The sequence below is a fragment of the Schaalia radingae genome (assembly GCF_900106055.1).
Taxonomy (GTDB): Bacteria; Actinomycetota; Actinomycetes; order Actinomycetales; family Actinomycetaceae; genus Pauljensenia; species Pauljensenia radingae_A.
Map to the genome: position 1 here is coordinate 25574 of NZ_LT629792.1, position 22586 is coordinate 48159.

The window sequence follows — 22586 nt, forward strand, 5'->3', positions numbered from 1 at the left end:
TTCGCGTGAGGCGGAAAAAGAGGATAACCTCGCGTATGCGCGCACGAGCGGGCGCAGGCAATGGAAGGATTGGCAGGCCGATGGCGTCAGATTCAGATTTTGACCGGGTTCCACCGCAGGATCTGGATGCGGAGATTTCTGTGCTGGGCTCGATGATGCTGTCGAAAGAAGCCATCAACGACGTCACGGAAGAGATTCGCGGCTCGGACTATTACAAGCCTGCTCACGAAACTATCCACAACGTCATCGTGGATCTTTCCGGTCGAGGCGAACCGGCCGACGCCGTCACGGTGGCCGGCGAATTGCAGCGTCGCGGCGAGCTGCAGCGCGTCGGAGGCGCCACATATCTGCACACCCTGATTGCAGCCGTCCCCACAGCGGCGAACGCCGGATATTATGCGCGAATTGTGCGCGAGCGATCGTTGCTGCGACGCCTCGTCAGTGCCGGTACACGCATTGTGCAGCTCGGCTACGCTGATGCCGGCGGCGACGTCGATGAAATCGTCAACCAGGCGCAGGCGGAAATCTACGCTGTTTCAGAACGTCAGGCGAGCACTGATTACCTGTCGATGTCGGACGTGTCGGAGTCCATCCTCGACGAACTTGAGGAAATTGAACGCAACAAGGACAAGCTCAAGGGCGTGCCCACCGGGTTTGCTGATCTGGACCGACTCACCCAGGGTCTCCACCCCGGTCAGATGATTATTGTCGCCGCCCGACCGGCAATGGGTAAATCGACACTTGCACTGGACTTTTGCCGCTCGGCATCGATCCGCCACGGTGTCACATCGGTGATCTTCTCACTGGAAATGTCGCGCTCCGAAATTGCCATGCGCCTGCTGTCGGCAGAATCCGGCGTCTTCTTGCAGAAGATGCGCGCAGGTGAGATGACCAGTGAAGACTGGAGGCGCGTGTCTGCCACCACGGCGAAAGTGTCCGAAGCTCCGCTCTTTATTGACGACTCGCCCAACATGGCGATGACGGAGATTCTGGCCAAGTGCCGCAGACTGAAACAGCAGCACAACCTGGGCCTCGTTGTGGTGGACTACCTGCAGTTGATGACAGCTGGACGCGAGATGGAATCGCGTCAGCAGGAAGTGTCCACGCTGTCTCGCCAGCTGAAGCTGCTCGCCAAAGATATTGAAGTTCCGGTCGTGGCTGTCGCACAGCTGAACCGTGGGCCTGAGCAGCGAACAGATAAGAAACCGATGATGGCTGACCTGCGTGAATCCGGGTCGTTGGAGCAGGACGCCGACGTCATCATGTTGCTGCACCGCCCGGAGTACTACAACTCCGAGGAACGCCCCGGTGAAGCCGACATCATCGTCGCCAAGCACCGTAACGGTGAAACTGCGACGATTCGCGCACTCTTCCAGGGTCATATGGCACGTTTTGCGAACTTCACGGGACGTGAAGAACCGGGCGCATAACCCCTTCACTTCATCAGGGTTTACCCTGAATCTCCCCTTGCCTTCGGTTTGGAGGGTAGCCAAGCGGCGCTGAGTGTTGCACGGTAGAAGGCAAGGAAGGAGAGTGAAACCTGATGAGCACACTCCGCGACACTTTTCGTGGCACCACACCTATGACCCCGACGCTGCGGTCATTCGACCAGACTGATCGTCGCCATGTTCAATGCACGAATGCGCGCCATATTGCCGCCCGTAGTCACACCGACACGACGATGATTGACGTTGAGGAAGTGCGTATGCATATGCGCATGCGGGGCGCTCGCCCTCGAACCACAATGCTGGCCGGAGGAAACTAAGGGGTACGGGCCACCCGCTGGAACACGTAATACGCGGGAATAGCAAGCAGGAACCAGACGGCAATGACGAGGTGATGGCGCATGTCGTCAGCCGGTGGGAACACAGTCATGAGCGTATTGGCCATCCCGTGGAACACCATGCACCACAGGACTGATCTGGTGAAGGCGACCAACAGTCCCAACCACGCACTGAGCGCGAAAGAGGTCAGTGCGAATGCCGCAAATGAGGATCCCTGATGCGGGTTGCCGTCGATCCACCACAGGGGGATATGCCAGCATGCCCATACCGCCCCTACAACGAGGGCCGCTACTAGGTCTGGCGCTATGAAATTGTGAAAGCGGCGCGCGAGCAGAGGCTGCATGATTCCACGCCAGCCCCACTCTTCATTGCCGCCGGCCACCAGCGTCACGACCAAGAAGATGGACACGATGGCGATCAATGAGGTGCCTGCCGAGTCGGCGGGTGCACTCCATCCGTGTGATGACAGCCAGAATGCGGCGACCTCAAGCAAAGCGCACAGGAGAAAATAAAGCGCAGCGTGCGGGGCACGACGGGTCAGAAAATGCGCGAGATTTTTCCACGAAAAACCACCCGGCAGGCACACGCAAGCGGCGATGGTCGGGCCGAATCCACCCAGAACAAACAACGCCATAGCGGGAATGTCGGTGGCGCGAAGTGATGTGAAGTGGACCAAGAGTGCTGTCGCGCCCCAACAGATCCATGTGATCGCGAATGTCGTGAGTAGATATGTCACAAGACGGCGCCACGGATTATCGCGCACGGCCCTGCTCCTTTCACGTGCAGCGTCGAGCGGGCCGGGCTCTTCGGCGCCTGTTTATTCCGATGAGAGTGTGAACTTGAAGGAGTAGCGCTGGGCATCGTAGTAGTGAAGGCCGTATTCAACTGCTGCGCCCGCACCGTCATATGCCGTGCGCTCCATTGTCAAAAGCGAGCTTCCAGTTCCTATGTGTAACAGATCCGCTTCGACCTCGCTGGCGTTTCGGGCACCGACAGACTGGGTGGCGGACAGCAGCTCGATGCCGCGCTCGCGGATGCATGAATACAAGCCCTGGTGCGCCAGATCTGTGAATGAGGGGGCGTAGCGAGCCGGCAGCAGATTCGTCATGATCGCCAGTGGCTTGTTGTCGATCCAGCGGCGGCGGGTGACGCGAACAATTTCCTCGTCGACGGTGCATCCGAGTTTGGCGGCGTCATCCTCGTCGGCCAGGAGAACTTCATAGCGCAGCACTTCGGTGCGTGGGGTGAAGCCGGCTTTTGTCAGGTCGTCGTTGAGGGAGGTCAGGGCGAGGGGGCGGCGGACGTGTTTGGGGGTGACGTGTGTGCCGACGCCACGCCGGCGGGTCACTAGGCCACGGGAGACGAGTTCCTGGAGTGCGCGGCGCGCGGTGGGGCGGGAAACGGACAGGCGGCATGCCATGGAGATTTCATCTTCGATCAGTCTGCCGGGTAGGAGGGTGCCGGTGGAGATGAGATGTTCGAGAGGTTCGGCGATCTGGGTGTACAGGGGCGTTGAACTGGTACGGTCCAGATCGATTGACAGCTCAAAGGGTTCGTCGAGATTTCCTTGGTCACTGGCCATTGTGGGTTCCTTCAGATCGTCTCATGATGGGTTCATGTCATTGAGCGAATCGTATCACCTGAGGACAAACGAATATTTGTTATGACATGCGAGGTTGGTCGGTGCGGAGCGCGGAAAGCCGATGGTGTCCGCCTTGACAGAGGCCTTCATGCTCTATATTGTTTTAGTGATTAACAAATTGAAGTGATGTGGCGACAGAGCTGCGTACGTGCACATGGAGGTGTCTTTACTATGAGTGAATTGTGGTCAAACGGTCCTATCCCCTTCGTCGGGACCGACGATCCGAAAGCGGGCATGGGATTCAGGTACTACCAGCCAGACCGCGTCGTTGCCGGAAAGACAATGGCAGAATGGCTGCGCTTTGGCGTGGCATACTGGCACACATTCAACCAGCGCTTGGTTGACCCGTTCGGAGATGGAACCGCTCAGCGTCCCTTCGACCGCTATACCGATCCGATGGAACTGGCACTGGCAAAAGTGGACTACGCATTCGACTTCTACACCAAGCTCGGTGTGCAGTACTTCTGCTTCCACGATCGCGACCTCGCTCCCGAGGGTGACACCCTGCGTGAGAGCAACAAAAACCTGGATAAGGTCGTCGACCGGATCGAACAGCTCCAGCGCGACACCGGCATGAAACTGCTGTGGAATACCTCGAGCCTGTTCACTAACCCGCGGTTCCTGTCCGGCGCTGCCACCTCGCCGTTCGCGGACATCTATGCGTACTCAGCCGGCCAGCTCAAGCACTCTCTGGAAATCGCGAAGCGACTGGGCGCGGAAAATTACGTCTTCTGGGGCGGACGCGAAGGATACGAGAATCTGTGGAACACCGATCTCAAGCGCGAACAGGATCACATCGCCCGCTTCTTCCACATGTGCGTGGACTACGCCAAGGAGATCGGCCTGGACGCACAGTTCCTCATCGAACCCAAGCCCAAGGAACCGACGACGCACCAGTACGACTTCGATGCTGCCACGTCGATCGCATTCCTGCAGACCTACGACCTGGCCGATCACTTCAAGCTCAATCTGGAAGGTAACCACGCGAACCTGGCCGGACACACCTACCAGCACGAGATCCGCGTGGCGCGTGCCGCCGGAATGCTCGGCTCGCTCGATGCCAACCAAGGTGACAAGCTCATTGGCTGGGACATCGATGAATTCCCATCTGACCTGTACGAAACCACTGCAGTGATGTGGGAAATCGTCGACGAGGGGCAGATCGGGCCGCGCGGTGGACTGAACTTTGATGCCAAGCCGCGACGTACCTCGTTCACCGCCGAAGACCTGTACCTGGGCCACATCGTCGGCATGGATACGTATGCCGCAGGCCTGCTGGTTGCCGCCAAGATGCACGAGGATCGATTCATTGAAGAACTGGTCTCCACCCGATACGAGTCATTCGACTCTGGAATCGGTGCGACAGTTGAGGACGGGTCGGCAACCCTTGCCAGCCTGGAAGAGCATGCCCTCGATGTGCCGCAGGCTGACCTGATGAAGGCGGTGCGCTCTGACCACCTCGAATGCGTCAAGGCCACCATCAACAACTACATCATCGACGCGCTCGCGCAGGCCTGATCCGGCATCGCCCCGGTGGCACGCCGGGTGAGGTCAATAAACCGAGCCAACGTGCATACCAGACAGCCCATGAACTTGATTAAATGGTTCGTGGGCTGTTTGGTATGCCAAATGAGTTCGCGAGCCTGCTGCGTCGCAGCGATGGCACAGTCAAGAGTGTGTGATGAGGCAGAACGGCAATCACACATCCTCCCATAATTTGTACTGACAAAGTGTGACTGCGTGGTTATACTAGGTGGTGAGTGCGCAGGCCACCCTCGTCCTCATCGAAACAAGGGAATACGAGGTGGCACGGGCGCGGGAAGTGTGGCCATGACAGTGGTCGCGAACGATGACAATGACGAAGGAGCTGTCACAGGTGAATACAATTAAGCACTGGATTGGTGGTGCCGAATACGAAGGCACGCCGGTCAAGACTCTCGATGTCGAAAATCCAGGCACCGGTGAGGTGGTCAGCCAGCTGCTCCTGGCAAGTGATGACGACCTCAACCACGCAGTTGAGGTTGCAACCGAGGCGCAAAAAGAGTGGGCAGCAACGTCACTCGCCAAGCGCACCGCGATCATGTTCAAGATGCGTCAACTCGTCCTGGATCACCAGGATGAAATGGCCAAGCTGATCGTTGAAGAGCACGGCAAGAACTACTCCGACGCAATCGGTGAAATTCAGCGTGGACGCGAAACCCTCGACTTTGCCACCGCCATTAACGTCGCACTGAAGGGCGAGCACTCCGTCAACGTATCAACCGGCGTGGACATCTTCACCACCCGTCAGCCTGTGGGCGTAGTAGCAGGCATCTGCCCCTTCAACTTCCCGGCGATGGTTCCCATGTGGATGCACCCGCTGGCGATCGCTACAGGCAACGCCTTCATCTTGAAGCCCGCCTCGCCGACTCCGTCGGCAGCACTGCTGACCGCACGCCTCTACAAGGAGGCGGGCCTGCCTGACGGCGTGTTCAACGTCGTGTCCGGCAACCGCGACATGGTGCAGTCAATCCTCAAGCACCCCGGAATCAACGCGATCTCATTCGTTGGATCCACCCCGGTGGCACACATCGTGCAGGACACCGGTGTGACCCACGGCAAGCGCGTCCAGGCACTGGGCGGCGCCAACAACCACGCGATCGTGATGCCCGACGCAGATCTGGACTTCGCTGCACAGCACATCTCCGCCTCAGCCTTCGGTGCGGCCGGCGAACGCTGCATGGCGCTGCCGGTTGTCGTCGCCGTCGGCGGAATCGGCCCGAAACTGGCCGAGATGGTCAAGAAGCACGCCGATGCAATCAAGGTTGGCTACGGCATGGATGAGGGCGTCGAAATGGGCCCGGTCATCTCCGCTAAAGCCAAGGAACGCATCGTTGGCCTGATCGACGATGCGGAAAAGCGCGGCGCCACAATCGTGCGCGATGGCCGTGACCTGGTCATCGAGGGGTACGAGGGTGGTCACTTCGTGGGACCGACCATTATCGATGATGTTCCGCTGGATGCGCCGGTGTACACCGAGGAAGTTTTTGGACCTGTCCTGGCAATCGTCCATGCCGACACCTACGAGGAAGCGATGAAGATCGTGAACTCCAGCCCCTTCGGCAACGGTTCAGCAATCTTCACTAACGACGGCGGCGTCGCACGTCGCTTCACACTCGATGTTGAGGCCGGCATGGTGGGCGTGAACGTCCCGATCCCGACACCTGTTGCGTACTACTCCTTCGGTGGGTGGAAGGATTCGCTGCTGGGCGATACCCACATCCACGGTCCGGAAGGTGTCCGTTTCTACACGCGCGCCAAGGCGATCACGTCTCGCTGGCCCAGTGAGAAGACCTATGAGGCGACGATGTCGTTCCAGCGTGAAGAGTGACGCCGGTCTTCCCGTGCGCTGATCTTTTTCATTGACGAGGGCGGCTGTGCGCGGCACTGCTAGATGTGGTGTTGCGTATGGCCGTCCTCGCTATGTCTCATCGCGGTGGATGGCACATGGTCGCAGGACCTGGTCGCAACCTGGCATCGCACCCTTATTGGAATGCTGCATGCTCACCCGAGCAAAGCAAAAGGCGATACCGAAAGGTATCGCCTAGGTGAAGCCGCGTCAGCTGGACGCGATCGGGATCAGTCAGTCCTGGGTATCAAGAACACGCGTGAACAGTGCGTGTACTCCCAGAGCCAGAGTGCACAGTCCGGCAATCAGTGTGATAACTGGTGAAGCGGCGGCAATTCCGGCAACGAGGGCGACCAAGCTGATCACAAGAGCAACAACAAAGATGCGATGCTGAGCCGGTGCTGACAGCTGAAGCGTCAGGGCAGGCTGTGCAATTGCATACGATTGAGTTGATGTCATGGTCTCTCCTGTTTATCTTCGTCGGCCATGCAGGAGACCCGATGACACACACCGTGCACCCGCACGGCATTGTGTTCAATCCGGTGGGGCAGATTCTTCCCCGTGGATCAATGCACTTCCATTATCTCCCGTTATCAGCACCGATGCTGGTTGAGTTGATCACAGTAATGAACGCGTGCTCACTGGGCCACGTGGTAGCGTGTGGTAGATCGAGTCCCCGTTGGCGTAGCTGATGCTGACGAGACTGACTCTTGCTAAATGGCGTACACATACTGGAAAGGTTCCTGCGTCGCAGTGCAGGGATACCTCTGTCGTGAAGCGTTCAGACTACTGACAACGTCACTTGATTTGCTGACGCCACATCCGATCTTTGGAGTAGACGAGATTGAAGGATTTTCCATCCAGTCGGGCTTGGCTTTCGTCGAAACGCTTGGCAATCAGAGCGCTGGAGCCCATGAACTCGAAGGGCACGTCATCAACATCCTCGTTCAGCACCTGGTCACACAACTCGATGGCTTCATCGAACAGGCTTAACGGCATATCCATCGTCATATGGGAAATGAAAAGCCGGTCGTAGGAATCTGCAGTGCGCTCTTTCACGCTCAGCACACTGTCGCGGTATTCTTCCACAGACGTTGAATTGTGGTCCCACAGAAAGGTGCGCTGGTTGCAGGCGTCGCCGGTGATGAGGATTCTTTCTTCTGGGATAAGAATCGCAGTCATGCCGGGAGTGTGCCCGGGGAAGTGAAGGGCTTCCACGCATATTCCGCCCAAGTCGAAGATCTGACCGTCGGTGAGATCTTCGAAGTTCAAGGGGTGAGGTGGCACAAAATCAGAGTCGTTCATTCGCGGTGATGCATCACCGAGAGACAAGTCGATGAATTCACGGCGAACTTTCAGGGCTGCCATTTCGTCGTATACCGACACGTCCAGAGAATTCATGTAAACGTTGTCAAACTCTGGACCGCCCATTGCATGATCGACATGGCCATGAGTCAAGATGGTCACGATCGGCTTTTTCGTCAGACGTTCGACGAAAGCTCGCAGGCCTCGTATTCCCAATGACGAATCGATGAGAGCAGCGCGCGTAGCACCCTCCACCAGATAGAGGAGTTCACCAGTCAATGTGCGAATAGCGGTCACACGGTTTGTGACACGTTGTGCGGAGAAGAAATCAGTCATCGTGATTTCACCGAACCTTTCGAATAAGCGGGGTGGTCACGCCCTCCGAGAATTGAAGACGCGTCGCCATGGTGGAGCATCGTCGCACTTTTTGGTCCATTCAGCGCCCAGGCTTCGGTTCATGCCAACGTTTCGGCATCAACCGAAAATACACAAAAACCTCCAGCCAACCCGAATATCACCCGGATTGACGTGGAGGTTTGAGATGAAGGCCTGTCGGCCTTACTCCTCGACGCGTTTGATGTGCTCGGCCTGCAGACCCTTCGGGCCCTGCGAGACCTCAAAGTCAACCTTCTCACCCTCGTTGAGAGTGCGGAAGCCTGACGCCTCGATTTGTGAGTAGTGAGCGAACACGTCAGCAGATCCGTCATCGGGAGTGATGAAGCCGTAGCCTTTGTCCGCGTTGAACCATTTAACGACACCAGTGGTCATGAAAGCGCTGTCCTGTCTACAAAAGCCCCTGCGCAGGGGAAAAACCTCGATCCCGGTTGAGACCGACACAGTTTCATGCCCACCGCAAAGCGGAACATAACGACTGCGACATCAACGCTACCGCACATTGGGCTAGAAAAAAGGCAACACAGGTCACAGCTCGGTATCAGTCGACACGGACGCGTTCCGACGCGACTCATGTTTGAGGATCTGACGGGGTACCAGCTTGAGGGGCTCGACGCAACCCTCATGCAGGAGCCCCGATGCCTCATCGTGTGGAAAGTCTGCCGCGTACCTATCGCCCACCGCCCGCCAGCCGAAGCCCCCACCCCGCCTCAGTCCAGCAGAACCCGCGGCCATGCATCCCCACTCACTGCCGGCCATCCGCTGCCCGGCGCTTGGCGTCTGTCTCTGACGGCATGGGACTTTCGTCGGATCCTGGTGTGTGAACCACTTCATAAAGTAGGTGCGGAGGTATAGACACAATGACGCGTCCCCCGTCCGATGACATGCCGCACGCTGACACGCCGCATCCTGACGCGGCTCACACCCACACCCAGCCCAACCCAGCCACGCCAACTTCGACGTCGAAGCGTTCGCGTGGCACACGAAAACAGGCACACGCCAGGCAACGCCCGAGGCGTTCACCGCGCCCCGAATCAGGGCGCCCCGCAACCCTGACCCGCAGCAAACTCGTCGGCCGCATCATCGCGGCCGCTGCCCTTGTGACATTCCTGTTCGTCCAGCTGCCCGGTCTTGATGCGAGCGGCTCACGCATGTTCGGCATTTTCATTGCAGCCATCGCACTGTGGGTCACCGAAGCTATCCCGCTGGCCGCAACGGCAGTTGGCGTCATCTTGATGGAAGTACTCCTGATCTCCAACCAGGCAGTGCTCAGCGTCTCGGAAGAAGCGCCCGCCGCAACCGCCATCTTCGGCTCATTGGCCAACCCCGTCATCATTTTGTTCATGGGCGGATTTATGCTCGCCGACGGAGCCGCCAAATACAACGTTGATAAAGCGCTCTCCGCTCTCATGCTCAAACCCTTCCTGCGTAATGCGCGCATGACCGTCATGGGGGTCATGATGATTACCGCGCTGATGAGCATGTTCATGTCGAACACCGCCACCACCGCCACCATGTTCGCTGTCATGATGCCGGTGATTACAGCCTTGCCGAAGGGACGCGCGAGAACCGGCCTTGCGTTGTCGGTGCCGGTGGCCGCCAATGTCGGTGGCATGGGAACACCTGTGGGCACCCCTCCCAATGCCATCGCTCTGGGCGCCCTTCAAAACCACGGCATCCACGTCACATTCATTGACTGGATGCTGGCCGCAGTTCCGCTCATGCTTGTTGTACTGGTCATCGCCTGGCTGTTCATCGTCTGGCGATATATCCCCTCCGACGTCAAGTTCGACGTCGACACATCCGCAACCTTCGAGCGCACCCCGAAAGCCATCATGTTCTACGTGGTCGCCGTGATCACGATCGGCCTGTGGATGACTGAATCGCTCCACCACATTTCCTCCAACACAGTGGGCTTCATCCCTGTCGCCGGTCTGATGATCCTGGGTGTCATGGGCGGCGACGACGTCAAGAAACTCGACTGGCCAGTACTGTGGCTGGTCGCAGGCGGTATCGCCCTGGGAGCGGGAGTGGGAGCAACCGGCCTGGACGAGTGGCTCATCGGCTCAATCTCCTGGCAGGCAATCCCGATGGCGTTACTCTTGCTGACTCTGGCAGCAGTGGGCTGGGTGACCTCGAACGTTATCTCCCACTCCGCGTCCGCCAACCTACTCATCCCGATGGGGATGGGGCTGGCAGCAACGGTCAGCACGTCCCCGAGCCAGATCGCGGTTGTCCTGGCTCTGGGATGCTCGCTGGGAATGTGCCTGCCGATCTCCACCCCACCCAACGCCATCGCGTATTCGACAGGCACGACACCCACCCCCGAAATGGTCAAAGTCGGCATGGTTGTCGGCATCAGTGGCGTCCTTCTGCTCGCCTTCGTCGCTCCGCTCACGTGGCGCGTACTGGGGGTGCTGTAGGTGATTGACGAGGGCACCCCATCCGCACTCCATCCGCGGCACGCAGATGCCTGCGCCATCCTGGTGATAGGCGACGGGTCGGACGGGATTGCCGCGACACTGGTTGAGGACTTAACGGGTGCTTTCAGCCATATCGAGGTTCGCTCAATCGCCGACGTCGACGGCATTGACGCCGAATGCGCATACCTGGCGCGCAGCCGTACGCGCCTCGTCCTGGGATTTGTCACCAGCGAGGTCGGCTCTCTCGACCGCGCCTTCGAGGCACTGAAGGCATACCCGTGCACGCAGCACAATGAATGGGTGGTGGTGACGCGCAGCCGCACGCACACCGACATGAGCCGCGCCCTGGCCTCGGGGCTGCTGGCATCTGTCATCTCCGTGCCGTGGACCCTTCCGACGCTGGTGGCGCAAAGCTACGGTGCAATCACGCGGCTGCTGTTGCGCTATGAAATGAACGAGGCTGAACGTGAACGAATCGCCGGCCCTGTTCCCGACAATGCCGTGCGAGGCCCTGTGCTCTTTGGCCTTGACCACAGTGAACGGGAAGTACTGAATGACCTTCTGGCCGGGGCTGAACGAGTCCTGGGGCCGCGCCCCATCCTGGAGGTTGGCCCTCATACCGATCTGACCACGCAGGGTCAGCCCGTGCGCGCTGTGCACCTGGTACTCGACGGTCACGTTGCCCTGCACCGCGATTCCGACCAGGGTGACATTCTGCTGCACCATGCCACATCGGGACCCCTGATAGGGTTGGTGTCCCTGGCGCGCGGCGAAAACGCATTCTTCACGTCGACGACCACCACGCCGGTCAAGGTGGTGCGCCTGACCAATGAACAACTCCAGCTGGTCATCGCTGAAGATCCTCCGATGGCGGCGACGTTGGCTGCCCTCGCCATTCAATCCCTGGCCCGCCGCCTCGTGCGCGCAGAATATCTGCACATCGAAAACCGCGTCCTGGTTGACGACCTGCGGCACACGCGCGCAGAACTTGTGGAGCGAGCCCGTTACGCCATGCTCGGTGAACTCAGCGCCGGCATCGCGCACGAACTGAACAATCCGATCACCGCGGTGGACCGGGCTGCCGACCATTTGCGTGACGACATCACAACGCTGATGGACAGTGCCTACGCGGACCATGACCCCAGTGACAAGCTGCGCGCCGCTCATGAAGCCATGACCCGCGCGCTCGACGCACATCCGCGTTCCACCGCCGATGAACGCCGACTGGTCAGCGAATTGATGTCGGAACTGAAAGTCAGCCGCCAGTTCGCTCGCCGCCTGGTGCGAGCAGGAGTACACGATGTGGCAACTGCGCGACCTCTTGTTGCGGCGTCAGCGCCTCCCTCGTATATGACGATGGTGGAGACCGGCGCGCAGATCGGATCCTCGCTGCGCTCGCTGACGGTGGCGGCGGGGCGCGTGGTGCAGTTGACCGATTCCCTGAAGGGCTACGCGCGGCCTGATGGTACCGATGCGCGCATCGTTGACGTGCGTGAAGGGATCGAGGACGTATTGCGTCTGACGGCGCACCGCCTACGCCACGTCGAGGTGCTCCGTGATTTCGAGGGCGAGCCGCTCGTGGTGGGTCATCCGGCCAAACTCGAACAAGTGTGGACGAATGTGTTGGTCAACGCGGCTGAAGCATTCGAAGACGAGGACGAAGCCGATGCCTACGCCCAGCCGGCGCGCGGAGATGAGCCACCGAGTATCACGGTCAGTGCGCGCACAGCAGGGCCGGATGTGGTGGTCGACATCGTGGATAACGGGCCGGGGATTCCCGCCAACGTGCTGGCAAAAATGTTCGAGCCGCATTTCACCACCAAATCGGGCCGCGTTCGTTACGGTCTGGGCATGGGGATGTCGATCTGCCGGTCGATTATCACAGACGCAGGCGGCACCATCAACGTGGCATCTCAGCCCGGACGCACACAGGTCACGATACGTCTGCCGAAAGCTGCCGACCACGAGGGCGGCCCTACCCACAGTGAACACAAGGAGAGATCATGACGTTAGCTGTTCTCATACTGGAAGATGAAGCGGAAGTGCGTGACGCTCTGGAACGCGACTGTGACGAGTTCTGGGACACGCTGCGACTGGAGACTGCCGAAGATGTTGACGATGCATGGCAGGCGATCCGCAGCATTGACGAAGACGGCGATGAGCTTGCGCTGGTCCTGGCTGACCACCGTCTTCCCGGACGGAACGGCGTGGACTTCCTGATCGACATGATGGATGAGCCCTCCACGGTCAATACGCGGCGCGTCCTGGTGACCGGTCAGGCCGATCAAAGCGACACGATCCGCGCCTTGAATGAAGCCAGTCTGGACTATTACATCGCCAAGCCGTGGGTACGTGATGAGCTGGTGGCAACGGTGCGCGACCAACTGACCACCTATGTCCTTGAATCAGGTGTTGACCCGTTGCCGTACATGCCCGTGCTGGATGCGGTTCGTATTATGGATGCCATGCGATAGTCCCCGCTCACAAGGAGGCGTCATGGATATTGCAGTGATCGGGTCGAACAATGTCGACCTCATTACCTACATCGATCGCATGCCCACCGAAGGGGAGACGCTCGAGGCGCCCTCGTTCCAACTGGGGTGCGGTGGCAAGGGGTCGAATCAGGCGGTGGCCGCTGCGCGCCTGGGATCGCGTGTCCTGATGGTGACCTGCGTAGGTGATGACATTTTTGCCGACATGACGGTAGAAAACTACCGCAATAACGGCATCGACACAGACCACGTCAAGCGTGCGCACGGCACGTCGGGTGTGGCGCCGATCTTTGTCGATCCACACTCGCGCAACTCCATCCTGATTGTCAAAGGCGCCAATAACGACCTGACTCCTGAGGACGTGGAGGCCTGCCGCGAGCAGATTGCACAGTGCGCACTGATCGTCTGCCAGTTAGAAATCCGTCTGGATACGGTCTATGTGGCGATTGCGCTTGGCGAACAGGTCGGTGTACCCGTGCTGCTCAATCCCGCTCCCGCCAGCCCTGATTTCAACTTTGACTGGGCGCGGCGCTGCACCTACCTCATGCCTAACGAAAGTGAACTGACACTGCTGACCGGCATGCCATGTGACAGTGATGAAGGTGTTGAGGCTGCGGCGCGCACCCTCGTTGAACACGGCTGCCGACACGTCATCGTCACGCTCGGGTCACGCGGGGCGTGGTGGTTCACGCGGGCCAACGAGGGTGGCTTGCACGTTGTCAGTCAGCGTATTGACGCACTCCGTGTGGATCCGGTGGATACGACTGGAGCAGGGGACGCGTTTATCGGAGCCTTTGCGCACCGGATCGTCCACGGCGATGCAATTCCGGAGGCTCTGGAGTACGCCAACAGTTATGCGGCAATGTCGGTGCTCAAACGCGGCACCCAGTACTCATATGCCACAGCCGACGAATTTGACCGGTGGCGTGCCCAACGCACGCAGTGAGACGCGAGTGCTCGTCTGCGCGCAGTAAGGCGCGAGCGGTCCTCAGCACTCAGTTGGGGGATGAGCGGCTATGACGGGACTACGACGCAGAAAGTGTGTCCCGGAGCGGCCCAGCCCGCCGGTCACTCGGGCCGAGTGGCATCTGCCCACACCTGACGCCACTTGTCGGCCAACGAGTCAATGTTTTCGTGCGCGTTCAGGCCGCTTGGCTGGGGAACAACCCACAGGGATATGCCGCGCGGCCAGTTGTCAATCGTGTCAGCATCTTGCTGCCCGAGCTTCGCGTGAGGTTGCCTGAACGCCGTGCGGTACGCGGTAATTCCGGCGATGGCAACGGCGCGTGGATTCAGGTCGCCAACCCGAGTCACCAAGTGGGCAGCGCCCTCGCGCAGTTCATCGCGGCTCAATTCATCTGCGCGTGCAGTGGGCCTGCCGACCAGGTTCGTGATGCCGATTCCGCGTGACAGAATATGTTCCTCATCTTCGGCGCTGAGGCCGCAGGACGCATCGATCTCATAGTCAGTCAGGCCCGCTCGAGCGAGAGAGGGCCAAAAGCGGTTACCCGGTCGCGCGAACGGTGCATTAACGGCCGCAGTCCACAACCCCGGATTGATTCCGACGATCAGGAGCGTCAGTTCAGCTCCAACGCAGTGCGGACCAGGTAGTACATCGTCAAGAGCCAGAGGATCATCGGTGGCAAAGTACGCCAGATCACTCTGGTGTGGCTTGCGTCCACCCAGAGGCGACGGTCGGCGTAAAGACTTCATCGCTATGGCCGTCAGGCACTTTCCTGCGACCGTTCCACGCGTGCTGTCCACGCCATCGGATCATCGACGAGGTGCTGTAGGACTCGGTGTGCCGCGCCGATCGTGGCAAGTGAAGCAGAGTGCTCGGCAATGCGGATTTCAGAGGGGCTGCCGGCAGAGTGGAGGACCCGTGTGCGCAATTCAGGCAGTGCCCGTTCGCGCAGTTCAGAGCCAATGTCAGCGACGGAGCCGCCCAACACCACCAAAGGAATGTCGAGCATGTTGATGACGGCAGACAGTGTGCGCCCCAGAGCGGCGCCACCCTCGTCCAATGCAACGCGGGCAGCAGCGTTGCCAGCTTGAGCAGCAGCGACAACATCGACATTTGTCGCGCCGCGTGCCAGACCTGCGCGCTCTACCAGTGCGCGCTGGCCGATGTAGGCTTCCAGGCATCCCGTCGCGCCGCATCTGCATGTCGGGCCGGCAGGGTCGGTGGAAATATGTCCGATTTCGCCTGCCCATCCGTGCGAACCGGGCAGGAGAGCGTGGTCAATGATGATGCCTGCGCCAATACCGACTTCACCGGACACGTAGACGAACGAGGGCGGCCCTGATGGGACGCCAGGTTGCGGACATGCTACGGCCCACGCTGCCAGGTCGGCCTCGTTCGCGACGGTGACGACACCCAGGTGGGACAGCGGTGCGAGCAGCGTGTGTAACGGCAGGTCACGCCACCCCAGGTTGGGAGCGAGGATCACAGCCTGAGCGGAAACAATGCCGGGCACGGCCAACCCGGTGCCAAGAAACAGTGTGTCGCCTTCTGCCGCGTCATCGGCTTGCGCTTTTACCCGATCAGCCAGCTCCCCCAGAGCGCGCATGGTCTGCTGCGGATCTGAGTCTGAAAAGTCGCCTTCCTGCACGCCTTCGGCCACGATCTGCCCTGACAGGTCCACGATGCGTGCAGCCAGGTAGGAGACGTTGACTTCCAATCCCAGTGCGGTCGTATATCCTTCCCGCGGGGTCAGGCGCACCGCTGGCCTGCCTCGTCGAGCATCAGTTGACGGGTCGAGTTCGGTGACCAGGTGAGCCGAGATGAGCTCGTCCACCAGGCGGGAGACTGTTGCTCGCGTAATGCCAGTTGTCGCCGCGACCGAGGCGCGGGTGACTGCTCCGGGATCGGCCAGGATATAGCGAAAGACGAGGGCGAGATTCATGGCGCGCAACGACTGAGCTTTGACGCCGCCGTTGCCACGTGAGGATGTGCGGGCACTGCGCGGCAGGGAGGTGAGGCGTGATGAGGACTTATGTGCTCGGGTCATTGTTCTCTCACATTCTGGTTATGTGTCAGCGTCGCGACGTGGCCTTATGGGTTGACTATACTCGCTCACACCGCTATTTTGTTTAGTAACGAAACACAATGGGGTTCTCGTGCACGCCACGCCTCTTCCAAGCAGCGTGAAATTATTCAACATGGAACAAGGAGCTGAACATGACGATGTATGGACCGTACGTTGCGGGCGTGGATACGTCGACCCAATCATGCAAAGTTGTCATCGTGGACGCCCTGCGCGGAACGGTCGTGCGTGAAGGTAAAGCGACGCACCCTGACGGCACGGAAGTGGACCCGCAGGCTTGGTGGGACGCGTTCAACGAGGCCGTCAAAGCAGCAGGTGGCCTGGAGGACGTGGTGGCGCTATCCGTGGGCGGACAGCAGCACGGCATGGTGTGCCTGGACAAAGATGGAGAAGTCATCCGACCCGCCCTGCTGTGGAACGACACGCGTTCAGCCGATGCTGCCCGTGACTTAATTGCGGAATACGGCGAGGGTGACGAGGAAGCCGGTGCCGCGTGGTGGGCTGATGCCACCGGATCAGTGCCCGTCGCCTCACTGACCGTGACGAAGCTGCGCTGGCTGGCAGACCACGAACCTGAGAACGCGCGCCGTATTGCAGCTATTTGCCTGCCGCACGACTGGCTGACGTGGAAAATCATGGGAACCGGTCGACTGGAGGATCTGCGCACGGACCGCTCCGATGCGTCGGGTACCGGTTACATGGACCGCGCTACGCCAACCTACCGCCGCGACATCCTTGCCCACGCGTTGCGCATCGACGAGGACGTCGCACGATCCATCATCTTGCCGGAAATCCTCGGACCATGGGACGTGGCCGGACGTGGTGATGAGTCGCGAGGCTGGGGTGAGATCATGCTGGGACCAGGGTGTGGAGACAATGCGGGGTCAGCGCTGGGTGTCGACCTCAAACCCGGTCAGGCTCTGCTGTCACTAGGCACATCCGGAGTTGTTGCCGCCGTGTCAGATCACCCGGTTGCTGACCATTCAGGACTGGTGACCGGCTTTGCCGATGCGACAGGAAACTGGCTGCCGTTGGCGTGCACGCTCAATGCCTCGCGCATCATCGACGCAATGATGGCGGTGATCGATGCGGGTTACGACGAGTTTGATAATCTTGCCTTGAGTGTGGACGATGCCGCGGGATTGACTTTAGTGCCCTATTTCGAGGGCGAGCGCACCCCGAACCTGCCTGATGCTACGGCTGAGCTGAAGGGCATGACTCTGAAGAACTCGGATCGTGCTCACGTGGCACGCGCAACGGTGGAAGGACTGCTGAACTTGATGAAGTTCGCTCTGGATGCGGTGCGCGCACTGGATGTGAAGCTCGAACACGTGGTCATGGTCGGCGGCGGAGCGAAATCGCGCGCCGTCCTCGAACTGGCCGAAGAATTCCTCGGCGCAACAGTTACGGTACCTAAGTCGGGAGAATACGTAGCGTTGGGCGCCGCCCGTCAAGCAGCGCGCGTGATGGAACGCGCAGGAAAGGCACAGTGATGACGCAGATTCCACAGACCATGAAAGCCAGCGTCCTGATTCGCCAGGGTCTCATTGAGATGGAGGAACGACCGGTTCCGACACCGGATGCGGACCAGGTGCTGATTCGCGTGGAGTCGGTGGGGGTGTGCGGCTCGGATGTGCACTACTACCACAAGGGCCGCATCGGTGACTTTGTGGTGAACGAGCCGATGATCCTGGGGCACGAAGCTTCCGGAGAGATTGTGGCCGTGGGCGATGACGTGGATCCGGCCCGCATCGGCCAGCGCGTTTCCATCGAGCCGCAACGGTGCTGCCGAGTGTGCGAATACTGCAAGCGCGGAGAATACAACCTGTGCCCCGATATCGAGTTCTACGCGACGCCGCCCATTGACGGAGCCTTTTGCGAATATGTCCTGATTCAGTCCGATTTCGCCTACGAGGTTCCCGACTCCATTTCGTGGGATGCGGCAGCCTTGATGGAACCCCTGAGCGTGGGTATTGTCGGAATCCGCAAAGCCCACGTGAAAGTGGGTGACCGCGTCTTTGTTGCCGGCGCAGGTCCGATCGGTGCGATCGTCATCCAGGTTGCGCGGGCATTTGGCGCTGCCGAGGTGGTCGTCAGTGATCCTGTTGAAGGTCGGCGCGATTTGGCACTGTCGCTGGGAGCAACCCAGGCTGTTGAGCCAAGTGACCCGGCACTAGATGGTCAACACTTTGACGCGTTCATTGACGCGACGGGCGTCACTGCAGCTGTGCAGGACGGCATCATGCGTCTGGCGTCTGGCGGCACCGCAGTGCTGATTGGTATGGGTGACGATGACATGTCACTGCCGGTTGGATTCATCACCGCGCACGAAATCAACGTGACCGGGATTTTCCGTTACAACAACACGTGGCCCACAGCCATCCACCTGGTAGCCAGTGGAGCGGTCGACCTGGATCGCCTGTGCACTGATCACTACGCCCTCGACGAAGCTGACCAGCCCATCATCAACAAGCCCGCGCCGACCACGCTGAAGTCGATCGTCCATCCCGGACAGATGACGCACAGCTCGCACTAAGAAGACCAGGGCGGAATGCCGGAGAGATCGACAGTCATGTTGAGGGCATTATGCAATGCATGTTTGCACGAACTAGCTCTGGGAACTTCAATTCACGAAAAAACTTTTGGGACCTACATATCTTTTGGTCCTTGGGGCTTGATTAGTCTGCAGGACACGGTTTAGGAGCGTATATGGGTGGCATTTTGTATTGACAACAATGTTTGTTTAGTTGTATTATTAATCAAAACCGAGATGCCAATGTGGGCGTGATTGGAGGGCTCGATATTGAGTCGGAAGATGAGGTTTTAGCAGCACGATAGGCGTAGTGATCTGTGTACCGTGCGGATAATAATGCCGTGACACGGTCATGACTTCTAATGTTGCGATTTCATTTCGGTGAATATGTTCAAAGATGAGAAGGAAACTGCCATGAAAATGTCGCGTTACACCATCCCGTTGCTTGTGACAACGGGCCTATTGCTGACTGCCTGTGGAAGTGGAGGGCAAGGCAGCGCTAGTGGATCCTCGTCAGGTGATGCAGAGATCACGCTACGAACGGTCGACTATTACAATAACTCCCCGGATAAAGAGTTTTACCAAGAGGCACTTGATAATTGTGCGGCTCAAGTAGGGGTCAAGATAGAAAGGGAGATGATCCCGGGAGACAGCCTTATCTCCAAGGTCCTGCAGATGGCTTCCTCTAAGACTCTCCCTGATGTCTTGCAATTGGACAATCCTGATTTGGCGCAGATTGCAGAGACTGGAGCTTTAGCTGATCTATCCACCTTTGGGATTGAACCGGGCGAAAACGTAATTCCTGCAGTTAAGGATGCGGGTAGCTTTGATGGCGTGTTTTACGGCATGCAGCCCATCGCAAATTCATTGGCGTTGTTCTACAACGAAGAACTTCTCCAAAGTGCCGGAGTTGAGCCTCCAACAAATTGGAAGGAACTCGAGGAAGTAGCGGCCAAGCTTACTGACGGAAAGCAATATGGCATTGCGTTCGCAGCTCCTTCAAACTATGAGGGAACGTGGCAATTCCTGCCGTTCATGTGGACTGCGGGCGGTGATGAGAAAGACATTGCGGGTGAAGGTGTTGTAAAGGCCTTGACCTTGTGGCGTGATCTAGTTCGAAATGGATCTGCATCGGCATCAGTAGTGAACTGGACTCAAGCTGACGTGAACGACCAATTCATGGCAGGGAATGCCGCCATGATGGTGAACGGTCCATGGCAAATCCCTCTGCTAAACGACTCAGGCATCAAGTGGAAGGCAGTTCCGATTCCTGTTCCGGAAGGACAGACGGACCCAGTGGCGCCTCTTGGTGGCGAAGTGTGGACCGTGCCGAACACCGGCGACAAACAAAAGCAGGAAAAGGCTGCCGAATTGGTCAAGTGCCTCAATAGTGACGAAGTTGAGAAGGACTTGTCCATTAAACGGTTTACAGTTCCTACAAATATGAGCCTCCAAGAGGGCTTCCTGAAGGAGTCTCCCGATATGGAAGCGTTTGTGGAGATGTGCAATGGAGCTCGAGCACGTACAGGTGAGCTAGGAACGAAATGGCCAGCAACGGCCACCGCAATTCATAACGCCATTCAAGAAGCGCTGGTAAACGGTAAGGAACCCTCCGAAGCCTTAGAGGGAGCCGCTGCTTCCCTGAAGTAATGGAAGCGATCTAAGAAAGACGAATTGGGGGAGATGCTCTCCTGTTAAGACAGAAACATAGGAATGGAAATGAATGAAAGTAAACTCGGGAATCGGCAAAAGCTGATAGGAGTGGTTTTTCTCGCGCCCGCAGTGATCTATATGTTGGCCTTCTATGGCTTTCCTATAGTCAAGAACTTTGTCATGAGCTTTCAGGACTATAGTCCCTCTACGTTTTACACAGGAGAGGCCCCGTTCGTTGAATTCGAAAACTACAAGGCGGTAATGGGGACACCTCTTTTTGGAAAGGTTCTACTCAACACTGTCATTTTTACGGTAGGATCATTGTTCGGCCAATTCACAATTGGCTTAGCTTTGGCAATCTTCTTCAATAGAACCTTTAAAGGTGCGAAGGTCATGCGATCGCTTCTTCTCCTACCATGGCTTATTCCGATGATCGCTTCGTCTGCAATTTGGCGATGGATTTTGGATAAGGACTCGGGAGTTCTAAATAGGGCTCTTGAGAGTATTGGAATCACATCAGGTGATACAGGTTGGTTAACTTCTTCCTCTCTCGCACTGTTTTCCGTCATTTTGGTGAATATTTGGATAGGTATTCCATTTAATACAACAATTCTCTTCGGAGGTTTGCAAGATATTGATCAGGAATTATATGAAGCAGCAGCTATAGATGGAGCAAATGGTTTCCAGAGATTCCGCAAGATTACATGGCCACTTTTGCGTCCCGTAGTGAATGTAGTTTTGATTTTAGGAGTTGTATATACAGTCAAGGTTCTTGACCTCATTCTGGGATTAACGGGCGGTGGGCCTGCAAATGCCACCCAGACGTTAGCAACACAGTCTTACCGCCTCTCCTTTACGGAGTTCAATTTCGGACAGGGTGCAGCACTAAGTACGCTCCTAGTGGTTTTGTCGGTGATTTTCGCTGCGATATACCTTCGTGCAAATCGCAAGTCGAATCTTGATTGAGGGGCAAAGTGACAGTGATGAACTCTAAGAAAACGAGTTGGATAAGAACACTGATAGGAATTCTCATACTCCTCATCTTTCTGTTCCCAGTATATTGGATGATCAACATTTCGCTCCAATCGGCAGGGTCGGCTGTGGTGAGCCCGATTTATCCAAAGTCTCCAACTTTCAGTGGATATCTAGCAGCTATTAGGGCACAGAGCGGACCCCTCCTAACAAGTCTGATTGTGGCAATCGGTGCTACTTTGGTTTCACTTATCATAGCGACACCAGCTGCATACGCTCTTGCGCGTTATCGCATTAAGGGGTCTTCGACGATTCTCCTGGTTATTTTACTTAGCCAGATGATTCCAACGATCGTTGTGGCGAATGCGCTGTATTCTGCTTATTCTGATCTTGGTCTTTTGAATACAGTGATCGGTCTTATCTTGGCTGACGCGTCCTTAGGAATCCCCTTCTCGATCCTGATCCTGCAGACATTTATGAAGAACATCCCGCAGGCGATCATTGAGGCTAGCTGGATCGATGGCGCGGGTGCTTTTCGGACGTTTGTCTCGATCGCATTGCCTATGTCTCGTAACGCTATTGTCACTGCTGGCTTGTTCTCTTTCCTATTTGCTTGGGGCGACTTCCTCTTTGCCTTGACGTTGACGACAAGTGAGGAGGTCCGTCCTATAACGCTGAGTTTGTATACGTATGTCGGCGCGTATGTCCAAGACTGGGGCATGGTTATGGCTACAGCCGTCCTGGCTTCACTTCCGGCGATTGTTCTGTTGGTTGTAGCTCAGCGGTTTGTCTCGGCCGGCGTTGCCGCAGGAAGTGTGAAGTAGGGGTAATGAAACTGGTTTGGGCGAATGGATGGAGTCGCGATTTCTAGAAAAAGGGATGAGGAGGGTAGTCGCTCTACGGTAGCGAAATTTGAAAGTTGACATGACCGCAATTCAGGAATAGTGAATGAAA

General features: G+C 57.9%; 20 protein-coding genes. 13 read left to right on the forward strand and 7 right to left on the reverse strand.

The features are described 5' to 3' along the window. Nucleotides 1–80 precede the first annotated feature (80 nt). Nucleotides 81–1430: a replicative DNA helicase gene (gene dnaB, locus BLT69_RS00100; RefSeq protein WP_058237603.1), complete on the forward strand. Its 1350-nt coding sequence runs from the start codon at nucleotides 81–83 to the stop codon at nucleotides 1428–1430. 113 nt (nucleotides 1431–1543) lie between these two features. Continuing rightward, nucleotides 1544–1765 (forward strand): hypothetical protein, encoded by a 222-nt coding sequence (locus tag BLT69_RS00105; RefSeq protein WP_058237604.1) that lies wholly within the window; start codon nucleotides 1544–1546, stop codon nucleotides 1763–1765. On the opposite strand, the gene BLT69_RS00110 is transcribed toward BLT69_RS00105, so the two are convergent. Then, nucleotides 1762–2418: a CPBP family intramembrane glutamic endopeptidase gene (locus BLT69_RS00110; RefSeq protein ID WP_157886257.1), complete on the reverse strand. Its 657-nt coding sequence runs from the start codon at nucleotides 2416–2418 to the stop codon at nucleotides 1762–1764. The two genes, BLT69_RS00105 and BLT69_RS00110, sit on opposite strands and share 4 nt — an antisense overlap. Nucleotides 2419–2601: 183 nt before the next feature. Beyond that, nucleotides 2602–3366, reverse strand: a complete 765-nt coding sequence (locus BLT69_RS00115; protein WP_092648037.1) for a GntR family transcriptional regulator — start codon at nucleotides 3364–3366, stop codon at nucleotides 2602–2604. Nucleotides 3367–3597: 231 nt separating this feature from the next. Between BLT69_RS00115 and xylA the strand changes: the two genes are divergently transcribed. Together xylA and BLT69_RS00125 are read left to right on the forward strand one after the other, a co-directional pair. Next, nucleotides 3598–4944 (forward strand): xylose isomerase, encoded by a 1347-nt coding sequence (gene xylA / locus BLT69_RS00120; protein WP_092648038.1) that lies wholly within the window; start codon nucleotides 3598–3600, stop codon nucleotides 4942–4944. A gap of 358 nt (nucleotides 4945–5302) precedes the next feature. Then, nucleotides 5303–6796 carry a CoA-acylating methylmalonate-semialdehyde dehydrogenase gene (locus BLT69_RS00125; protein ID WP_058237940.1) on the forward strand — a complete coding sequence of 498 codons (1494 nt, stop codon included), beginning with the start codon at nucleotides 5303–5305 and terminating at the stop codon, nucleotides 6794–6796. A 252-nt stretch (nucleotides 6797–7048) separates the two neighbouring features. On the opposite strand, the gene BLT69_RS00130 is transcribed toward BLT69_RS00125, so the two are convergent. The 3 genes from BLT69_RS00130 to BLT69_RS00140 all read right to left on the reverse strand — a co-directional run bounded on the left by BLT69_RS00130 (nucleotide 7049) and on the right by BLT69_RS00140 (nucleotide 8887). Continuing rightward, complete coding sequence (locus BLT69_RS00130) at nucleotides 7049–7273, reverse strand: hypothetical protein (protein ID WP_092648039.1); 225 nt, start codon at nucleotides 7271–7273, stop codon at nucleotides 7049–7051. 339 nt (nucleotides 7274–7612) lie between these two features. After that, a complete protein-coding gene (locus BLT69_RS00135) occupies nucleotides 7613–8455 on the reverse strand; it encodes an MBL fold metallo-hydrolase (RefSeq protein ID WP_092648040.1) in 843 nt (280 codons plus the stop codon). A gap of 222 nt (nucleotides 8456–8677) precedes the next feature. Beyond that, complete coding sequence (locus BLT69_RS00140; protein ID WP_058237610.1) at nucleotides 8678–8887, reverse strand: cold-shock protein; 210 nt, start codon at nucleotides 8885–8887, stop codon at nucleotides 8678–8680. A 485-nt stretch (nucleotides 8888–9372) separates the two neighbouring features. On the opposite strand from BLT69_RS00140, the gene BLT69_RS00150 reads away from it, so the two are divergent. From BLT69_RS00150 to rbsK, 4 genes are read left to right on the forward strand one after another with little or no spacing between them, the layout of a single operon-like run. Further along, on the forward strand, nucleotides 9373–10935 hold the full coding sequence (locus BLT69_RS00150; RefSeq protein WP_257590336.1) for an SLC13 family permease: 1563 nt from the start codon (nucleotides 9373–9375) through the stop codon (nucleotides 10933–10935). After that, nucleotides 10936–12942 (forward strand): ATP-binding protein, encoded by a 2007-nt coding sequence (locus tag BLT69_RS00155; protein ID WP_092648042.1) that lies wholly within the window; start codon nucleotides 10936–10938, stop codon nucleotides 12940–12942. Further along, complete coding sequence (locus tag BLT69_RS00160; protein ID WP_058237613.1) at nucleotides 12939–13409, forward strand: response regulator; 471 nt, start codon at nucleotides 12939–12941, stop codon at nucleotides 13407–13409. Before BLT69_RS00155 ends, BLT69_RS00160 begins: the two co-directional genes overlap by 4 nt. Nucleotides 13410–13431: 22 nt before the next feature. Beyond that, on the forward strand, nucleotides 13432–14373 hold the full coding sequence (gene rbsK / locus BLT69_RS00165; protein WP_092648043.1) for a ribokinase: 942 nt from the start codon (nucleotides 13432–13434) through the stop codon (nucleotides 14371–14373). A gap of 122 nt (nucleotides 14374–14495) precedes the next feature. On the opposite strand, the gene BLT69_RS00170 is transcribed toward rbsK, so the two are convergent. Both BLT69_RS00170 and BLT69_RS00175 read right to left on the reverse strand, forming a co-directional pair. Next, nucleotides 14496–15191 (reverse strand): mismatch-specific DNA-glycosylase, encoded by a 696-nt coding sequence (locus tag BLT69_RS00170; RefSeq protein WP_257590337.1) that lies wholly within the window; start codon nucleotides 15189–15191, stop codon nucleotides 14496–14498. Further along, nucleotides 15152–16438: an ROK family transcriptional regulator gene (locus BLT69_RS00175; RefSeq protein ID WP_092648045.1), complete on the reverse strand. Its 1287-nt coding sequence runs from the start codon at nucleotides 16436–16438 to the stop codon at nucleotides 15152–15154. The genes BLT69_RS00170 and BLT69_RS00175 overlap by 40 nt, the downstream gene beginning before the upstream one ends. 170 nt (nucleotides 16439–16608) lie before the next feature. Here BLT69_RS00175 and BLT69_RS00180 point away from each other — a divergent pair, with 170 nt between their 5' ends. From BLT69_RS00180 to BLT69_RS00200, 5 genes are all read left to right on the forward strand, one after another. Next, the gene (locus tag BLT69_RS00180) at nucleotides 16609–17967 is read left to right on the forward strand and encodes a xylulokinase (protein WP_092648046.1); all 1359 of its coding nucleotides are present in this window, start codon (nucleotides 16609–16611) and stop codon (nucleotides 17965–17967) included. Continuing rightward, complete coding sequence (locus BLT69_RS00185) at nucleotides 17967–19010, forward strand: NAD(P)-dependent alcohol dehydrogenase (RefSeq protein ID WP_092648047.1); 1044 nt, start codon at nucleotides 17967–17969, stop codon at nucleotides 19008–19010. Before BLT69_RS00180 ends, BLT69_RS00185 begins: the two co-directional genes overlap by 1 nt. A gap of 411 nt (nucleotides 19011–19421) precedes the next feature. Continuing rightward, nucleotides 19422–20657, forward strand: coding sequence for a sugar ABC transporter substrate-binding protein (locus BLT69_RS00190; RefSeq protein WP_092648048.1), 1236 nt, complete (start codon nucleotides 19422–19424; stop codon nucleotides 20655–20657). Between the two features lie 69 nt (nucleotides 20658–20726). Further along, nucleotides 20727–21626 (forward strand): carbohydrate ABC transporter permease, encoded by a 900-nt coding sequence (locus BLT69_RS00195; protein WP_257590338.1) that lies wholly within the window; start codon nucleotides 20727–20729, stop codon nucleotides 21624–21626. A 227-nt stretch (nucleotides 21627–21853) separates the two neighbouring features. After that, nucleotides 21854–22456, forward strand: coding sequence for a carbohydrate ABC transporter permease (locus tag BLT69_RS00200; RefSeq protein WP_257525605.1), 603 nt, complete (start codon nucleotides 21854–21856; stop codon nucleotides 22454–22456). Nucleotides 22457–22586 lie beyond the last annotated feature (130 nt).

Bases quoted from the DNA above. Each gene is read 5' to 3' on its own strand.
- xylA (WP_092648038.1), top strand. From the start codon at position 3,598: ATGAGTGAATTGTGGTCAAACGGTCCTATCCCCTTCGTCGGGACCGAC.
- BLT69_RS00160 (WP_058237613.1), top strand. From the start codon at position 12,939: ATGACGTTAGCTGTTCTCATACTGGAAGATGAAGCGGAAGTGCGTGAC.
- BLT69_RS00190 (WP_092648048.1), top strand. From the start codon at position 19,422: ATGAAAATGTCGCGTTACACCATCCCGTTGCTTGTGACAACGGGCCTA.
- BLT69_RS00130 (WP_092648039.1), bottom strand. From the start codon at position 7,273: ATGACATCAACTCAATCGTATGCAATTGCACAGCCTGCCCTGACGCTT.
- BLT69_RS00185 (WP_092648047.1), top strand. From the start codon at position 17,967: ATGACGCAGATTCCACAGACCATGAAAGCCAGCGTCCTGATTCGCCAG.
- BLT69_RS00150 (WP_257590336.1), top strand. From the start codon at position 9,373: ATGACGCGTCCCCCGTCCGATGACATGCCGCACGCTGACACGCCGCAT.
- BLT69_RS00195 (WP_257590338.1), top strand. From the start codon at position 20,727: ATGAATGAAAGTAAACTCGGGAATCGGCAAAAGCTGATAGGAGTGGTT.
- dnaB (WP_058237603.1), top strand. From the start codon at position 81: ATGGCGTCAGATTCAGATTTTGACCGGGTTCCACCGCAGGATCTGGAT.
- BLT69_RS00110 (WP_157886257.1), bottom strand. From the start codon at position 2,418: ATGGCGTTGTTTGTTCTGGGTGGATTCGGCCCGACCATCGCCGCTTGC.
- BLT69_RS00105 (WP_058237604.1), top strand. From the start codon at position 1,544: ATGAGCACACTCCGCGACACTTTTCGTGGCACCACACCTATGACCCCG.
- BLT69_RS00175 (WP_092648045.1), bottom strand. From the start codon at position 16,438: ATGACCCGAGCACATAAGTCCTCATCACGCCTCACCTCCCTGCCGCGC.
- BLT69_RS00115 (WP_092648037.1), bottom strand. From the start codon at position 3,366: ATGGCCAGTGACCAAGGAAATCTCGACGAACCCTTTGAGCTGTCAATC.
- BLT69_RS00140 (WP_058237610.1), bottom strand. From the start codon at position 8,887: ATGACCACTGGTGTCGTTAAATGGTTCAACGCGGACAAAGGCTACGGC.
- BLT69_RS00180 (WP_092648046.1), top strand. From the start codon at position 16,609: ATGACGATGTATGGACCGTACGTTGCGGGCGTGGATACGTCGACCCAA.
- BLT69_RS00135 (WP_092648040.1), bottom strand. From the start codon at position 8,455: ATGACTGATTTCTTCTCCGCACAACGTGTCACAAACCGTGTGACCGCT.
- rbsK (WP_092648043.1), top strand. From the start codon at position 13,432: ATGGATATTGCAGTGATCGGGTCGAACAATGTCGACCTCATTACCTAC.